This is a genomic window from Phocaeicola faecium, assembly GCF_014837055.1.
In the GTDB taxonomy this organism is placed as follows: Bacteria; Bacteroidota; Bacteroidia; order Bacteroidales; family Bacteroidaceae; genus Phocaeicola; species Phocaeicola gallinarum.
In genome coordinates this window covers 113,035-128,213 of record NZ_JACSPQ010000001.1, presented here as the reverse complement: position 1 = coordinate 128,213, position 15,179 = coordinate 113,035, and the positions used below count along the sequence as shown (strand labels likewise).

The following is a 15,179-nucleotide window of genomic DNA, read 5'->3' as shown; positions in this document are numbered from 1 at the left end:
AAATGGATAAAAACACGTTAGTGGGCTTTGTTCTGATTGGAGCGGTTATCGTAGGATTTGGTATCTACAACCGCCCCAGTCAAGAAGAAAGAGAACGCGCACAGCATTATCAAGACTCTATTCAGCAGGTTCTTCAGGAACAAGAGCAAACAAAAATGATGCAGGAAGTAGCTGCTCAACAAACCATAGAGTACGACTCTGCCTCATTGTTTTATACAGCCTCAAAGGGAAAAGAAGTATTTACCACGTTAGAAAACGATGTGGTTCAATTAGTTCTTACCAACAAGGGAGGACGTGTATATAAAGCTACGCTGAAAGATTATAACGACCAACAACATCAGCCACTGGTTTTGTTCGACGGAACAGACGCTTCGTTGAGTTTTGGCTTTGAAGGGAAAAATGAAAATATCCGTACCGAGCAACTGTTCTTTGAGCCGGTAAACGTGACAGACAGTACGGTAACAATGCGACTGAATGCACAAAACGGAGGACATTTAGATTTTAACTACCGACTGATTCCGAACTCTTACATCGTAGATATGAGTGTGCAAGCAGTCGGCATGGAGAATTTCTTCTCCCCTTCTGTAAAAAACATGTCGATCGACTGGAAGCAGCGTGCTCGCCAAATGGAAAAAGGTTACACGTTTGAGCAACGTTATACTTCGTTGACTTACAAACCGGTAAACGACAGCTTTGATTACTTGAGCGAAACAAAAGACGAAAAAGAGACCATCCCGGCTACATTGGATTGGGTTGCATTTAAGAACCAGTATTTCTCTTGCGTGTTCATGGCAGAAAAGAGCTTTGAAAACGCTACGCTGGAATCTAAAATGGAGCAGCAAGGAAGCGGTTACATGAAGAATTATGCTGCCGACATGCAGAGCTTCTTCGACCCGACAGGAGGACAACCAAGTCATTTCCAATTCTATTTCGGACCGAATCACTTCAAGACTCTTTTGGCAAGCAACGATTTGAGCTTTAAAGATAAAGACCAAGAATTGGAAGACCTCGTTTATCTTGGATGGCCGATTATACGTCTGATTAACCGTTGGTTCACAATCAACCTGTTCGACTGGCTCTCAAGTATGGGACTGAGCATGGGATTAGTTATTTTATTAATGACTATCATCGTCAAGATACTCGTATTGCCTACTACGTGGAAATCATTTATCTCATCTGCAAAAATGCGGGCATTGAAACCGTATGTAGATAAAATTAATGCCAAATATCCCAAGCAAGAAGATGCGCTGAAGAAACAACAGGAAACCATGGCGTTATACCGGGAATATAACGTAAGCCCGATGGGAGGATGCTTGCCTATGCTGATTCAAACACCGGTTTTCATGGCATTGTTCTTCTTCGTTCCGAACGCTATCGAACTTCGCCAGCAAAGTTTCTTATGGGCTGACGATTTGTCTTCATACGACGACCTTATCAGTTGGAGTACACATATCCCCCTGCTGGGTAACCACCTCAGCTTGTTCTGCTTGTTATTCAGCGTTACTACGGTAGTCAACCAGATTATCATGATGAAACAGCAGGATACGGGAAGCAACCCACAAATGGCGGCAATGAAATGGATGATGTACATCATGCCCGTTATGTTCTTCTTTATATTCAATGAATACGCTTCGGGATTAAGCTATTATTACTTCATCTCCGGACTTATCGGTATCTTGACGATGTGGGTTATGCGTAAAATGACAGACGAGCAGAAACTGTTGGCACAACTTGAAGCTAACAAAAAAGCTCCTTCAGCACGTAAACCGACCGGACTGATGGCAAAACTGGAAGCTCTGCAAAAAGAACAAGAACGTCTGCAAAAAGAACGCGAAGAACGTTTGAAGAAATATCGCAAAGAATAAAACTCTCCGGCGACGAAAAAAGTCAACCCGTTGCCCTTGAGAACAACTTACTAAAGTTACCTCTTTTACGAGTTGGCCAAGCCGCAATCCGCGAATTGGTCAACTCGTTATTATTTCATATCTAATCTAAATCACTGTATCAATGAAAAAAACAGATCTTATGACAATGACAGCTGCCATGATGTTGGCTACTTCTGCCTGTGTAAGTCCTGAAAACACAACCACAGATGACAGTCCAATTATCGGACGACAAGAAATTACCATTGCCGACGGTCGGCTTACTCCCGAAGCATTATGGGCAATGGGGCGCATCGGCAGCTCAAGCGTTTCGCCGGACGGAACAAAAATAGCTTACACTGTTTCTTATTACAGCGTAAAAGAAAACAAAAGTCACCTCGCCATTTATGTGATGAATGCCGACGGTACAGAAAATACTCTGCTTACCACGACCTCTGCCAATGAAGGAGAACTCGTATGGATTAAAGGCGGAACAAAAATAGCTTTCCTCAGCGCGGCAAGCGGAAGCAACCAGATTTGGGAAATGAATCCGGACGGAACCGAACGCCTGCAACTCTCACATTACGAAGGTGATATCGAAGGGTTCCGCTTTTCGCCGGATGAAACCAAAGTGCTTTTCATCTCACAAATCAAATACGGCGAACGTACCGCCGATGTTTATCCCGACTTGGATAAGGCAAGCGGAATCATCGTAGACGACTTGATGTATAAACATTGGGATGAATGGGTGCAAACCATCCCTCACCCATTTGTAGCCGATTTTAACGGCAAAGAAGTGGGCAAAGCTACCGACATACTGGCGGGCGAGCCGTACGAATCGCCCATGAAGCCCTTTGGAGGCATCGAACAGTTGGCTTGGAGTCCGGACTCAAAACAGATAGCTTATACCTGCCGCAAGAAGACGGGCAAAGAATATGCTGTTTCAACAGACTCGGACATCTATTTATATAATCTGGAGAGCAAAGAAACACGCAACTTGTGCAAAGAAGATGCCAACGACAAGAACAAGGGATATGATACCAATCCTAAATTTTCGGCAGACGGACAATACATTGCTTGGCAAAGCATGGAACGCGACGGCTACGAGAGCGACCGGAATCGCCTGTGCGTGTTTAATCTTCAAAGCGGAGCAAAGAAATACGTAACAGAGTCTTTCCAGTCGGGCGTAGACGACTACTGCTGGGCTGCCGACAACAAAACGCTGTATTTCACCGGTGTATGGCACGCCACGAGCATGATTCACAGCACGAATCTGGAAGGTGACGTAAAACAGTTGACAGACGGAATGTACGATTATGTATCGGTAGCCACGCTGGGCGACGGGAAATTGCTCACCAAACGTCATTCTCTCAGCGAAGCCGATGAACTGTTTACGGTAGATTTACAGGCGAATAACGCGGTAACCCGCATCACCAAAGAAAATGACCATATTTTCAGCCAGCTAAAACTGGGTAAGGTAGAACCGCGCTGGATGAAAACCGTGGATGGAAAAGACATGCTTTCATGGGTGGTTTATCCTGCCGACTTCGACCCCAATAAGAAATATCCTACGCTGTTGTTCTGTGAAGGCGGTCCGCAAAGTCCCGTCAGCCAATTCTGGAGTTATCGGTGGAACCTGCAAATCATGGCTGCAAACGATTACATTATCGTAGCTCCCAACCGCCGCGGCTTACCGGGATTCGGTATGGAATGGCTGGAAGAAATCAGCACCAATTACGGCGGACACTGCATGGACGATTACCTGACGGCAATCGACAACATGGCTCAAGAGCCTTACGTAGACAAAGACCGGCTGGGATGTGTAGGTGCAAGTTTCGGAGGCTATTCTGTTTACTGGCTTGCCGGGCACCACAACAAACGTTTCAAAGCATTCATCGCCCACGATGGATTCTTCAACATGGAACAGCAATACTTGGAAACCGAAGAACTTTGGTTTACGAATTGGGATTTAGGCGGTGCGTACTGGGAGAAAAACAATCCGGCTGTGAAACGCAGCTATGCCAACTCTCCTCACCTCTTTGTCGACAAATGGGATACTCCGATTCTTTGCATCCACGGCGAGAAAGATTACCGTATCCTTGCATCGCAGGGCATGGCAGCCTTTAATGCCGCCAAGCTGAGAGGAGTGCCTGCCGAGTTGCTTATCTTCCCGGATGAAAACCACTGGGTGCTGAAGCCGCAGAACGGAATCTTGTGGCAACGCACGTTCTTCAAATGGTTAGACAAATGGTTGAAACCGGAAAAACAATAACCTGAAATACGGAAACCACAGATAAGAAGAATCGCTCAGATTTTATGGAAACAGCCATCGTTCCCATAATAATCTGAGCGTTTTTTTATGCGCTTCCTCTCCCTTCAGAACACAGCTTTTCCTGCCAGCGGCAGCCTGTTCATCCTCTGTCTGAAGGCTGAAAAAACGCTACCCATAGAACCGGTCAACACTATGGGTAGAAATGCTCAACGCTACCGTTAGAAACAGCCAACACTAACGGTAGCGTTTTTCAGGCTTATAACGTCGGAAAATATCTTCTTATACCTCTGTCGGGTGTAGGAAATTGAAGCAGATTTGAGTTTTGACATAAAAAAAGCTGTCCCAAAATCATTTTGAGACAGCCTCGTTCGAGTATTGAGAGCCTCTTGTCGGATTCGAACCAACGACCCCGAGATTACAAATCACGTGCTCTGGCCAACTGAGCTAAAGAGGCAGGCGGGTAAGCTGTCCATATCGCGCCGCTACAACCTTCTACCTTTGCTGCGATCAAGCCCTGGAGGATTCAAAGGGAGCTGGCCGTATGGGACTTACCCATATTTCATTTTCATCATCAATCTCTCTCGATTGCGGGTGCAAAGGTAAACATTATTTTTTATTCCGCAATACCCTATTAAAAAAAATTGCTCATTTTTCTTGAAAAACGTGATTTTTCATTCTTTTATATAGCATGGATAAGCGAAAAAACGTACTTTTGCATGAATTAATCAATATAACAGACATGACAACAGACAAACCGGCAACCATACAGCAACATGCCATGCGATACGGAACTTTTATGGGTATTTTCTGGATTTTCAAATTCGCTTTTCTCCCGTTAGGTTTTACCATTCCGTTGTTACAACTGTTCTTCATCTTGCTAACTTGTTTCGTCCCCATATTGGGCTACATTTATACCCGCAAGTTCAGAAACTATTACTGCGAGGGAGTTATCAGTTTTTCGCGTGCGTTTTCTTTTACATTCTGCACATACGTGTTTGCAGCCATGCTGACGGCGGTAGCCCATTATATTTACTTTCGCTTTATCGACGAAGGATATCTGGTTAACATGTACCTGAACCAGTTAGAGGCTATCAAGTCATCGGCAACGGGCGAAATGCTGACTTCGGTCGACCAACTGATTACGGCTTTCAGCGTAGTGTCGTCTCTGTCTCCCCTTGAAATAACATTCCAACTCATATCGCAAAACGTTATATACGGCACTCTGTTAGCGTTACCTACCGCTTTGCTGGTTATGAGAAGAAAAAAACAATAGCACATCAAAAACAATGGATATTTCAGTTATCGTACCTCTTTATAACGAGGAAGAATCTTTGCCCGAACTCTATGAATGGATTGCAAGGGTAATGAAGGCCAACGGCTTCAGCTATGAAATCATTTTCGTGAACGACGGAAGCACCGACCGTTCATGGCAGGTCATTGAGGAACTCAGCCGTAAGTCGGATGCAGTAAAGGGTATCAAGTTCCGCCGGAATTACGGGAAGTCGCCGGCTCTCTACTGCGGTTTCGAGCGCGCGCAGGGCGATGTGGTAATCACTATGGATGCCGACTTGCAAGACAGTCCCGATGAAATACCGGAACTTTACCGCATGATTACCCAAGATGGTTACGACCTCGTATCGGGATGGAAACAAAAACGTTATGACCCGCTTTCGAAAACCATTCCCACCAAACTTTTCAACGCTACGGCGCGTGCCGTATCAGGTATTCATAATCTGCACGACTTTAATTGCGGACTGAAGGCATATCGCCGTGAAGTCATCAAAAACATAGAAGTATACGGCGAAATGCACCGCTATATTCCTTATCTGGCGAAAAATGCTGGGTTCTGCCGCATCGGAGAAAAGGTCGTTCACCATCAAGCCCGCAAATATGGCAAGACAAAATTCGGGTTAAACCGTTTTGTCAATGGCTACTTGGACTTGCTCACCTTGTGGTTTCTCTCTAAATTCGGAATCAAACCGATGCACATCTTCGGCTTTTTGGGGTCCATCATGTTTATCTTAGGCTTTATAGCCGTTATAACCGTGGGAGCAACCAAGCTGTATGACATGTATCACGGGAATCCTTACGGACTGGTTACAGACAATCCTTATTTCTATCTGGCGCTGACAACCATGATATTAGGAACTCAACTATTCCTTGCCGGATTTATAGGTGAGCTGATAGTACGTAACGCACCGGAAAGAAACAAATATCAAATCGAGAAAGAATTATAATCCCATGAAGAAACTACCGGTTATTTTATGCGTATTGTTGATGTCGGTATTCTTTTTTCCGGCGTGCGAGGTAGAGAATTGCCCGCCCAACTCGTTGACGTATGCCCAGTTCAACTTTGTCGACCAGTACGGACGAAGCATTGAATATACAGACACGCTCACCGTAGTAGGACGAATGGTTACCGCCGATACTACCATTAATGACACGCTGATAAACAGGGAAACAAGCGTAAGCTCGCTCAGCTTACCGCTGAGTTACAACAACGAAACTCAATTTATCATCCGATATAACAGACAGGGGCAAGATGTTATCACGGTGAAGCATCGTAACATTCCCTACTTCATGAACTTAGACTGTGGGACAATGATGTTTTACGAAGTTACCGAAGCTACATCTACCAATCGAATGATGGATTCACTGGTTATCACTAATCCGAATATTGATAATAATGAAAAAGAGAATTTCAAATTATATTTCACTGTTGCTGATACTGAGTAGCTTCCTGCTAACGCCTTTTTCCGGCTACGGACAAGTACACAAAGCTGCATCCAAAGAGGCGAAAGAAGAAAAAAAAGAAGAGGTACCTTTTTATCAGGGGACGTCTATCGGGGTAGAAATAGCCGGACTGGTAAGTAATTTTTTAGGAAGCGACATCATAAGCAGCGAAGTAGCTATGCAGGCAAACTTCAAGAACCGCTTCCTGCCCGTGGTGGAAATAGGATACGGCAAGGCGGATGCTATTAATGACGGGAATGACCTTCATTACAAAACGTCTGCTCCTTATTTCCGCATCGGTATGGATTATAATGTATTTCATAAGAAAACCCACCTGCCGGGCTATTTATATGTAGGCTTACGTTACGGTATGAGTTCTTTTTTATACGATGTTAACGGACCGGATATGACCGACCCTAATTACGGAGAAATCATCACCCTCCCTTATTCATATAGCGGATTAAAAAGCAATGCCAGCTGGATGGAAGGCGTTGTAGGTTTAAAAGTGAAAATCTACAAAGGTTTTTGCATGGGATGGAGCGTACGCTACAAAATGCGGATGAACGTAAAGGGACACGAAAACTCCATCCCGTGGTATGTTCCCGGATTCGGGAAAAACGCCAGCAGCAGTTTTAACATAATGTATAATTTGATTTATAATCTACCTTTCTAAATGAGTTTTGCGGAAATTTGGCTTTTAGCCGTCAGCTTAGCCATCGATTGTTTTACAGTTTCGGTAACAAGCGGAATTATTCTTCACCGCATCCGATGGGGAATATTCCTGAAAATGGCGTTCTTTTTCGGATTGTTTCAGGCGGCAATGCCACTTATCGGATGGGCAGGTGCAAGCAGTTTCAATCATCTGATTGAGGCTTACGACCATTGGATTGCATTCGGGTTGCTGGCATTCTTGGGTATCCGGATGATACGCTCCCATTTCCGGGAAGACGAAGAACAATGCTGCTTCGACCCTACCCGCCTCAGCGTCATCCTTACCCTCGCCATAGCTACCAGTATCGATGCACTCGCCGTAGGCATTTCGTTTGCCTTTACAGGTTTCAACACGCTTGCTTCGCTATCTTATCCGCTTTGGGCTATCGGTATCGCTTCGTTTGTCATATCCGTAACGGGAAGTATCATAGGGGTATTCTTCGGCAAACGGTTTAATCTGCGGATGGAGCTGTTCGGAGGTTTGGTACTTATCGGAATCGGAGTAAAAATATTGATTGAACATTTATTACAGAATCATTAAAAGCTATTTCACATCATGGCAAATAAACAACTGAAATGGCAGTTGCCGTTTCTTCTTTTCCTTATCATAGGAACCATCCTTATCCTGCGTAAACAGGCACCGTATCAAACCAATCAAGGACTCATTTTCGGCACAACGTATAAAATAACCTACCAGTCGGACGATAACTTGAAAGATGAAATTGAAACTGAACTACAAAAGGTAGATTACTCGTTATCGCCGTTCAACAAGAAGTCGACCATTACTGCCATCAACAACAACACCAGCATGAAAGCCGACACCATGTTTACGCAGGTTTTTAATCTGTCGAAACAGATTTCGGATGAAACGGGGGGAGCTTTCGATATCACCGTAGCCCCGTTAGTAAACGCATGGGGATTCGGATTTAAAAACTCTGTTCTTCCTGATTCGGCACAAGTAGACAGTTTGCTCCAGTTTATAGGAATCAACAAAATCAATCTGGTAAACGGCGAAATAGTAAAAACCGATTCACGGATAACGTTAGATTGCAGTGCCGTAGCAAAAGGGTTCGGAGTGGATTGCGTGGCTCGTCTGCTTGACCGCAAAGGAGTCAAAAATTACATGATAGAAATAGGCGGAGAGCTGGTTATGAAAGGGCAAAATGCCAGTATGCAACCGTGGCATATCGGCATAAACAAACCGATAGATGACTCACTTGCCGTAAATCAGGAGCTGCAAACCGTATTGGAAATAAGCAATGCAAGCATGGCAACATCGGGTAATTACCGTAATTATTATTATAAAGACGGAAAGAAATTTGCTCACACCATCGACCCGCGCACGGGTTACCCCGTACAGCATAATATACTTTCGGCAACGGTTATTGCCGACAACTGTGCCACTGCCGATGCGTATGCCACTGCATTTATGGTGTTAGGACTCGACTCTGCACGTGCCATTTGTAACTCTCACGACGAACTGGATGCTTACTTAATATATTCTGACGAGAATGGGAAAATGCAGATATTCTATACCGACGGCATGAAAAAATACCTCAAACATTAACAGGAAAAAGGCTGACGCTTCAGCCTGCATACAAACAAAAATGCCATTCCGCACACTTCATCATATCCACCGATATATCTGTGCGGGATGGCATTAATCTTTTTCGGAAACCAAACGCTCTCTTATCCCAAATAAGACTTGAGCAACTTGCTACGTGAATTTTGTCTTAATCTTCTGATGGCCTTTTCCTTAATCTGGCGGACGCGCTCACGAGTCAAACCAAATTTGTCGCCAATTTCTTCCAACGTCATTTCCTGCGTGTTAATACCGAAAAACATTTGGATGATATCCTTCTCTCTTTCGGTTAACGTAGAAAGTGCTCTGTCGATTTCCCTCGAAAGTGATTCATTAACCAACGAGCGGTCTGCCATAGGCGAATCGTCGTTTACCAACACGTCTAACAAACTGTTGTCCTCTCCTTCAACGAAAGGAGCATCAACAGAGATATGACGTCCTGATACTTTCAGTGTATCCGAGATCTTATCAACCGGAATTTCCAGTTCGTCAGCAAGTTCTTCGGCAGAAGGACGACGCTCATTCTCTTGTTCAAACTTTGAGAATGCCTTGCTGATTTTGTTCAAAGACCCAACTTGGTTCAGCGGCAAACGCACGATACGCGACTGCTCTGCCAAAGCCTGCAAGATGGACTGGCGAATCCACCAAACGGCGTAACTGATAAACTTAAAACCACGGGTTTCATCAAACTTTTCGGCAGCTTTAATCAAACCCAAGTTACCTTCGTTTATCAAATCCGGCAAACTCAATCCCTGATTCTGATACTGTTTAGCTACTGATACTACAAATCGCAAATTAGCACGTGTCAGCTTCTCTAATGCCGCACGGTCTCCTTTACGGATACGCTGAGCGAGTTCTACCTCTTCTTCTACAGTAATCAAGTCCTCACGACCGATTTCCTGTAAATACTTGTCCAGAGAAGCGCTCTCTCGGTTAGTGATACTTTTGGTTATCTTTAATTGTCTCATTTTATATAAAACGATTTGGATGCAAAGTTATAAAATAAATTTGAAAATATCCGCCTTTCGGACGGAAGTTTTTCAGATTCTATCTCATCAATTACATATATCAACAATTATACCACCAATAAATATGCCAAAGGCGTGTATGTTTAACAAAACATAACACGCCTTCTTTCCATGTTAATCTCTTCCTTAAGAAATCCTATTGCCGTTGAATATTTTTATTCGGCTTGCGACAAATCAACTGCATAATTGGCACGTTTACCTGACGGATAGACACCTGTCATGAACAATACTTGGTCGGGCGACTGCGAAGCTGCCTTCATCACGTCTTCCAAATCCTGTACGCTGTGTAGCTGTTTGCCGTTTGCTTTCAGTATAATGAATCCCTTGCGGATGCCGCTGTCTGCCATGCGTCCGTTTGAAACTCCCGTTACCTGTACGCCGTAACCCAAGTTGAGCTGGCGTTTCAGTTCGTCGGGCACTTCGCGGAAGGCTGCTCCCAGAATCTGCATGTCGGCTTTCTTAACCACTTTCGTATTACCCTGCGCATTTTTCAGCGTGATGGTAAATTCTTTTTCTTTCTTGTCGCGGAATACCGTTACTTTCACCTTGTCGCCCGGACGTTTCTTGGCGAGCAATCCTTGCAGTCTTGCCATTGATTCAACCTTTTCGCCGTCGAGCGCGATAATAACATCGTTCTTCTGCAAAATTCCGGCAGCCGAGCCTTCATCCGTTACTTCAGATACCTGTACACCGTAACCTATTCCCAGTTCTTTCTGCTCTTTACGGATTTCTTCAGGATATTCTTCGCGTCCCATATCCATACCCATGATGCCCAAAAGTGCACGCTGTACGGTTCCGTATTCTTTCAGGTCCGTCACCACTTTCGTCATGATGCTTGTGGGGATGGCGAAACCGTAGCCCGAATAGGCGCCGGTGGGCGAAACCAGCATGGCATTGATACCAACCAACTCGCCGCGCGCATTAACCAGCGCACCTCCACTGTTTCCCTGATTGATGGCTGCATCGGTCTGGATGAACGATTCTACCTGATTGGCACGCAGGCTGCGTGCCTTTGCGCTCACCACGCCCGCCGTTACGGTAGAACCCAAGTTGAACGGGTTTCCCACGGCCAATACCCACTCTCCTACCTTCAGTGCGTCGGAGTTTCCAACCGGGATGGCAGGAAAATCATCGCCCTCTATCTTCACCAAAGCCAAGTCTGTGTCGGGGTCTGTACCTATCACGCGGCCTTTCAGCTCGCGGCTGTCGTGCAGCTTCACGCTGATTTCGTCGGCATCGTCCACCACGTGGTTATTGGTTACGATATATCCGTCTTTCGAGATGATTACACCCGAACCGAATCCGCGCTGCTCCGGAGTCTGCACCTCACGCTGGCGTCCGCGACCGTCGCCAAAGAAAAAGTCGAAAATATCCGGCTGCCCCTGTACTATCTGAGTCTTGCTGCGCTGGATAGCCATGATGTGTACCACCGAGTTCAACGAACTTTCAGCCGCTTTTGTCAAATCAACCGGCTGCATGTTGGCAGCATCCATCGCCGCCGTACGTGTCAGCGGAACCGTTTGGAAAGAATCGTAAAAAGAAGCATTCGCCTCCGTCTTGTTCTGCATTACAGCATACGCCGTAACTCCTGCCACTCCGGCACTGACAGCAATCATAGCTGCTGCCCCTATCGCAAATTTAGTTGACGTTTTCATAATCTTATATTTCTTTATTTGTTAATTTCGAGTTTGTTTTAACTTTTCAGTTGCTAAAGTAGAACAAAATCCATACGGTTGTACACGTTGTCAGTTCTTTTTTCCGTCTTTTAACAAAGAAAGAATACCCATTAACCGCAGTTAACGGGCACATCTGCCAAATTTACATTCGTTACCACTCTCTGTCGTGCCCACGTCCGTCGGTTCTGACAGCCTTTCAGTTTTCCTGCAAAAACGCATCCGCATAAGTCTATCAACCTAAGCGGATGGAGTTGGTCACTCTACCGCATGTGTTATGAGACATATACGGTAGAATTTATGATAGTTTTCCGGCCGAATAAGTAACGAATTTTATTATAGCCACAAATTCAATAAAAAAATGAAACCGATAAAACCACAAATGTTTCAGATTTCCACGAGCCGGTACTTCAGAAAGTAGAGTTTACAGTGCGTTTGAAATAAAAAAACACGAGCGAAACCAATATATTCGGTTTATTTCCGTACCTTTGCAGATGAGAGATGCAGTCGGACGGTCTGTCGCCGGTATGTTTCATACAGGAGGAAAGTCCGGGCAACACAGAGCATCCTACTTCCTAACAGAAAGCTATCCGCAAGGGTGGAGTAACGCAGAAGAAAATAACCGCCTCGATCCGCAAGGAAAAAGGTAAGGGTGAGAAGGTGGGGTAAGAGCCTACCAGCCGCATGGCGACATGCGGGCTGTGCGTCTTAGGAGTTGTAAGGTCATGTAAACCGGCATTAACGAGGGTTGCTCGCCCCACGTCGGAGGGTAGACCGCTGGAGTCTGCCGGTGACGGCAGATGTAGATAAATGACAGACATCCCTGCCCGTCAGGGAAACAGAACCCGGCTTACAGTCCGGCTGCATCTCTTTGTATTTAATACTATCCTTTATGAAAAAGGCAACAATCAGGTATTGGCTGCAATTTCTCAGCAACGGCATCTGGCGCATTACGGAAGACGAAGTGACGCCCGTACAGCGACGGCTCTATGCCTGCATCAAAATCATCATCCTGTCCGTCCGCCAGTTTCTGAACGACCGCGTGCTGGTACGCGCCTCTGCCCTGACATACAGTACCCTGCTTTCCATCATCCCGATTCTTGCCTTGCTGTTTGCCATCGCCCGCGGCTTCGGGTTCGACTCGTTCGTAGAAACCATGTTCCGCAGCAACGTTACCGAAGAACAGGCCGAGCTGGTCATTTCGTGGATTAACTCGTATCTTGAACACGCGCAAAGCGGCATCTTTATCGGTGTAGGTTTAATCATGCTGCTTTGGACGGTTTATAATCTGATAGACAACATCGAGCTGAGTTTCAATACCATCTGGCAGGTGAAATATCCGCGCACGATGTTCCGCCAGATTACCGACTACTTTTCGATGATGCTGCTCTTCCCTATCCTTATCGTGGTATCGGGAGGATTGACTATCTTTATGACGACTTACCTGAAGGAGATGGAAAACTTCCTTCTGCTTGCGCCTGTCATTAAGTTTTTTATCCGGCTGATTCCGTACATGCTGATTTGGGGAATGTTTATCGGAATGTATGTTTTTATTCCGAACACGAAAGTGCGGTTGAGCCATGCGTGGTTTCCGGGTATACTTGCCGGAAGTGCTTTTCAGGCTTTTCAGTACATCTACGTCAACAGCCAGATATGGATTTCAAACTACAACGCCATCTACGGAAGTTTTGCCGCGATACCGATGTTTTTGCTGTGGACGCAAATCTCATGGACAATCTGTCTGTTCGGAGCGGAAATGAGTTATGTGAGTCAGAATCTCGCCTCTTTCAACTTCGGGAAAGAAACCGAAAATATCAGCCGCCGTTTCCACGATTTTTTCTGTACCATCATACTGTCTGCCATCTGCAAACGCTTTGAAGAAGGGAAATCGCCTTACACCGCAGAACGAATCAGCAGGGAACACAAGATTCCCATCCGTCTCACCAAACGAATCCTTTATGAGCTGCAAGACATGCAACTGATTTATGAAACGGTAAACGAAAGAAAGGAGCAGGACGTCAGTTACATTCCGGGGGTAGACATCAACCAACTGACAGTGGGTATGCTGCTTGCCAAACTGGATGCCAACGGTTCGGAAGATTTCAAAATAGACCGTAATCTTTACTCCGATTCGTGGGAAGCCTTAATCAAAGCCCGCGAGGATTTTACAAGAAAAAACAATCTGATTCTGCTGAAAGACCTATAAACCGAAGACGAAGAGACAAAAAAAGAGAGCGAAATCGAGGAATATTCCTCCTTTCGCTCTTCTTTCTTTATCCTTTTATTTTCTGTTTATTTGCTAAGCTGCATCATCCGGCTCAAGTATTTGCCTATGATATCAAACTCGATGTTGACCACACTGCCTACGCTCAGTGTGTGAAAGTTCGTATGCTCATACGTATAAGGAATAATAGCCACCTGAAACGTATCCTCCGTAGGATTGCAAACCGTAAGGCTTACGCCGTTGACGGTTACCGAACCTTTATCTACCGTAAAGTAACCGCGCTTCGCCATTTCGGGATTAAAATCGTATTTAAAAGTAAAATACCAACTGCCATCCGCATCTTCAATAGCTGTACATACGGCAGTCTGGTCTACATGTCCCTGTACGATGTGTCCGTCTAAACGTCCGTTCATCATCATGCTGCGCTCCACGTTGACTTTATCTCCCGGCTTCAATAATCCGATATTAGAACGCTCAATGGTTTCTTTCATAGCCGTTACCGTATACGTTCCGTCCTGAATGCTCACTACTGTAAGACATACACCATTATGAGAAACACTCTGATCGATTTTCAACTCGTCGACAAACGAACATTTTAAAGTAAGATGAAGGTTTTCCTGCTCTTTTACCACCTTCACCACTTCCGCATATTCTTCTACAATGCCTGAAAACATATATTCTCTCCTATAAATTTATTTAATTCTTTTTGGGTATCGGGCTGCTCCATACGGTCTCTCCTTCCGAATCGACAACCGAGATGATTCCGCCCGCATAATCATCAATATAACTGTTTCCTTTTAGCAACATGTCTTCTGCCATGTGAATAGCTTTTTCCAGCGTTTTGAGCGCAAATCCTTTATTGTCGCTCATTTTTCCGTCAGAAAAGTAAATGTCATAAGTTTTCATACTCTTTTCGTTTGGATAAATCTTTATTAAATAGCAGGCGCAAATATATCAATTCCCTCTATTCCTACCAACATATAAGCAATAAAAAAACCGGTTTGCTCAACCGGTTCACGAAAGAGCGGAAAACGAGACTCGAACTCGCGACCCTAACCTTGGCAAGGTTATGCTCTACCAACTGAGCTATTTCC

Annotated in this window: 13 protein-coding genes, 2 tRNA genes and 1 other RNA gene; 10 read left to right on the top strand and 6 right to left on the bottom strand. The window is 45.0% G+C overall.

Annotated elements, in window-relative coordinates:
- Positions 1–2: 2 nt before the first annotated feature.
- Positions 3–1,865: a membrane protein insertase YidC gene (gene yidC, locus H9626_RS00520; protein ID WP_191709230.1), complete on the top strand. Its 1,863-nt coding sequence runs from the start codon at positions 3–5 to the stop codon at positions 1,863–1,865.
- Positions 1,866–2,025: 160 nt separating this feature from the next.
- Positions 2,026–4,134, top strand: a complete 2,109-nt coding sequence (gene dpp5 / locus H9626_RS00515; RefSeq protein WP_438616927.1) for a dipeptidyl-peptidase Dpp5 — start codon at positions 2,026–2,028, stop codon at positions 4,132–4,134.
- A gap of 380 nt (positions 4,135–4,514) precedes the next feature.
- On the opposite strand, the gene H9626_RS00510 is transcribed toward dpp5, so the two are convergent.
- Positions 4,515–4,588 (bottom strand) — tRNA-Thr (locus tag H9626_RS00510).
- 285 nt (positions 4,589–4,873) lie between these two features.
- Between H9626_RS00510 and H9626_RS00505 the strand changes: the two genes are divergently transcribed.
- From H9626_RS00505 to H9626_RS00480, 6 genes are read left to right on the top strand one after another with little or no spacing between them, the layout of a single operon-like run.
- Positions 4,874–5,407 carry a DUF4199 domain-containing protein gene (locus H9626_RS00505; RefSeq protein WP_178256411.1) on the top strand — a complete coding sequence of 178 codons (534 nt, stop codon included), beginning with the start codon at positions 4,874–4,876 and terminating at the stop codon, positions 5,405–5,407.
- Positions 5,408–5,420: 13 nt separating this feature from the next.
- Positions 5,421–6,371 (top strand): glycosyltransferase family 2 protein, encoded by a 951-nt coding sequence (locus H9626_RS00500; protein ID WP_178256410.1) that lies wholly within the window; start codon positions 5,421–5,423, stop codon positions 6,369–6,371.
- Between the two features lie 4 nt (positions 6,372–6,375).
- On the top strand, positions 6,376–6,870 hold the full coding sequence (locus tag H9626_RS00495; RefSeq protein WP_178256409.1) for a DUF6452 family protein: 495 nt from the start codon (positions 6,376–6,378) through the stop codon (positions 6,868–6,870).
- The gene (locus tag H9626_RS00490; protein ID WP_438616931.1) at positions 6,818–7,540 is read left to right on the top strand and encodes a DUF6048 family protein; all 723 of its coding nucleotides are present in this window, start codon (positions 6,818–6,820) and stop codon (positions 7,538–7,540) included. Before H9626_RS00495 ends, H9626_RS00490 begins: the two co-directional genes overlap by 53 nt.
- On the top strand, positions 7,541–8,119 hold the full coding sequence (locus H9626_RS00485; protein WP_178256407.1) for a manganese efflux pump MntP: 579 nt from the start codon (positions 7,541–7,543) through the stop codon (positions 8,117–8,119).
- A 15-nt stretch (positions 8,120–8,134) separates the two neighbouring features.
- Positions 8,135–9,145, top strand: a complete 1,011-nt coding sequence (locus tag H9626_RS00480; RefSeq protein WP_178256406.1) for an FAD:protein FMN transferase — start codon at positions 8,135–8,137, stop codon at positions 9,143–9,145.
- A 122-nt stretch (positions 9,146–9,267) separates the two neighbouring features.
- On the opposite strand, the gene H9626_RS00475 is transcribed toward H9626_RS00480, so the two are convergent.
- Positions 9,268–10,128 (bottom strand): sigma-70 family RNA polymerase sigma factor, encoded by an 861-nt coding sequence (locus tag H9626_RS00475; protein WP_178256405.1) that lies wholly within the window; start codon positions 10,126–10,128, stop codon positions 9,268–9,270.
- A 215-nt stretch (positions 10,129–10,343) separates the two neighbouring features.
- Positions 10,344–11,843 (bottom strand): trypsin-like peptidase domain-containing protein, encoded by a 1,500-nt coding sequence (locus tag H9626_RS00470; protein WP_191709227.1) that lies wholly within the window; start codon positions 11,841–11,843, stop codon positions 10,344–10,346.
- 521 nt (positions 11,844–12,364) lie between these two features.
- On the opposite strand from H9626_RS00470, the gene rnpB reads away from it, so the two are divergent.
- An RNA gene (gene rnpB / locus H9626_RS00465) (RNase P RNA component class A) lies at positions 12,365–12,730 on the top strand.
- A gap of 23 nt (positions 12,731–12,753) precedes the next feature.
- A complete protein-coding gene (locus tag H9626_RS00460; RefSeq protein ID WP_191709226.1) occupies positions 12,754–14,067 on the top strand; it encodes a YihY/virulence factor BrkB family protein in 1,314 nt (437 codons plus the stop codon).
- A gap of 86 nt (positions 14,068–14,153) precedes the next feature.
- Here H9626_RS00460 and H9626_RS00455 read toward each other — a convergent pair whose 3' ends face one another.
- The 3 genes from H9626_RS00455 to H9626_RS00445 form a co-directional block, all read right to left on the bottom strand.
- Positions 14,154–14,759, bottom strand: coding sequence for a riboflavin synthase (locus H9626_RS00455; RefSeq protein WP_178256401.1), 606 nt, complete (start codon positions 14,757–14,759; stop codon positions 14,154–14,156).
- Between the two features lie 22 nt (positions 14,760–14,781).
- The gene (locus H9626_RS00450) at positions 14,782–14,991 is read right to left on the bottom strand and encodes a hypothetical protein (protein ID WP_178256400.1); all 210 of its coding nucleotides are present in this window, start codon (positions 14,989–14,991) and stop codon (positions 14,782–14,784) included.
- 117 nt (positions 14,992–15,108) lie between these two features.
- Positions 15,109–15,179: transfer RNA gene (locus H9626_RS00445), tRNA-Gly, on the bottom strand.

Bases quoted from the DNA above. Each gene is read 5' to 3' on its own strand.
- H9626_RS00505 (WP_178256411.1), top strand. From the start codon at position 4,874: ATGACAACAGACAAACCGGCAACCATACAGCAACATGCCATGCGATAC.
- H9626_RS00460 (WP_191709226.1), top strand. From the start codon at position 12,754: ATGAAAAAGGCAACAATCAGGTATTGGCTGCAATTTCTCAGCAACGGC.
- H9626_RS00495 (WP_178256409.1), top strand. From the start codon at position 6,376: ATGAAGAAACTACCGGTTATTTTATGCGTATTGTTGATGTCGGTATTC.
- H9626_RS00480 (WP_178256406.1), top strand. From the start codon at position 8,135: ATGGCAAATAAACAACTGAAATGGCAGTTGCCGTTTCTTCTTTTCCTT.
- yidC (WP_191709230.1), top strand. From the start codon at position 3: ATGGATAAAAACACGTTAGTGGGCTTTGTTCTGATTGGAGCGGTTATC.
- H9626_RS00455 (WP_178256401.1), bottom strand. From the start codon at position 14,759: ATGTTTTCAGGCATTGTAGAAGAATATGCGGAAGTGGTGAAGGTGGTA.
- H9626_RS00475 (WP_178256405.1), bottom strand. From the start codon at position 10,128: ATGAGACAATTAAAGATAACCAAAAGTATCACTAACCGAGAGAGCGCT.
- H9626_RS00470 (WP_191709227.1), bottom strand. From the start codon at position 11,843: ATGAAAACGTCAACTAAATTTGCGATAGGGGCAGCAGCTATGATTGCT.
- H9626_RS00450 (WP_178256400.1), bottom strand. From the start codon at position 14,991: ATGAAAACTTATGACATTTACTTTTCTGACGGAAAAATGAGCGACAAT.
- H9626_RS00485 (WP_178256407.1), top strand. From the start codon at position 7,541: ATGAGTTTTGCGGAAATTTGGCTTTTAGCCGTCAGCTTAGCCATCGAT.
- dpp5 (WP_438616927.1), top strand. From the start codon at position 2,026: ATGACAATGACAGCTGCCATGATGTTGGCTACTTCTGCCTGTGTAAGT.
- H9626_RS00500 (WP_178256410.1), top strand. From the start codon at position 5,421: ATGGATATTTCAGTTATCGTACCTCTTTATAACGAGGAAGAATCTTTG.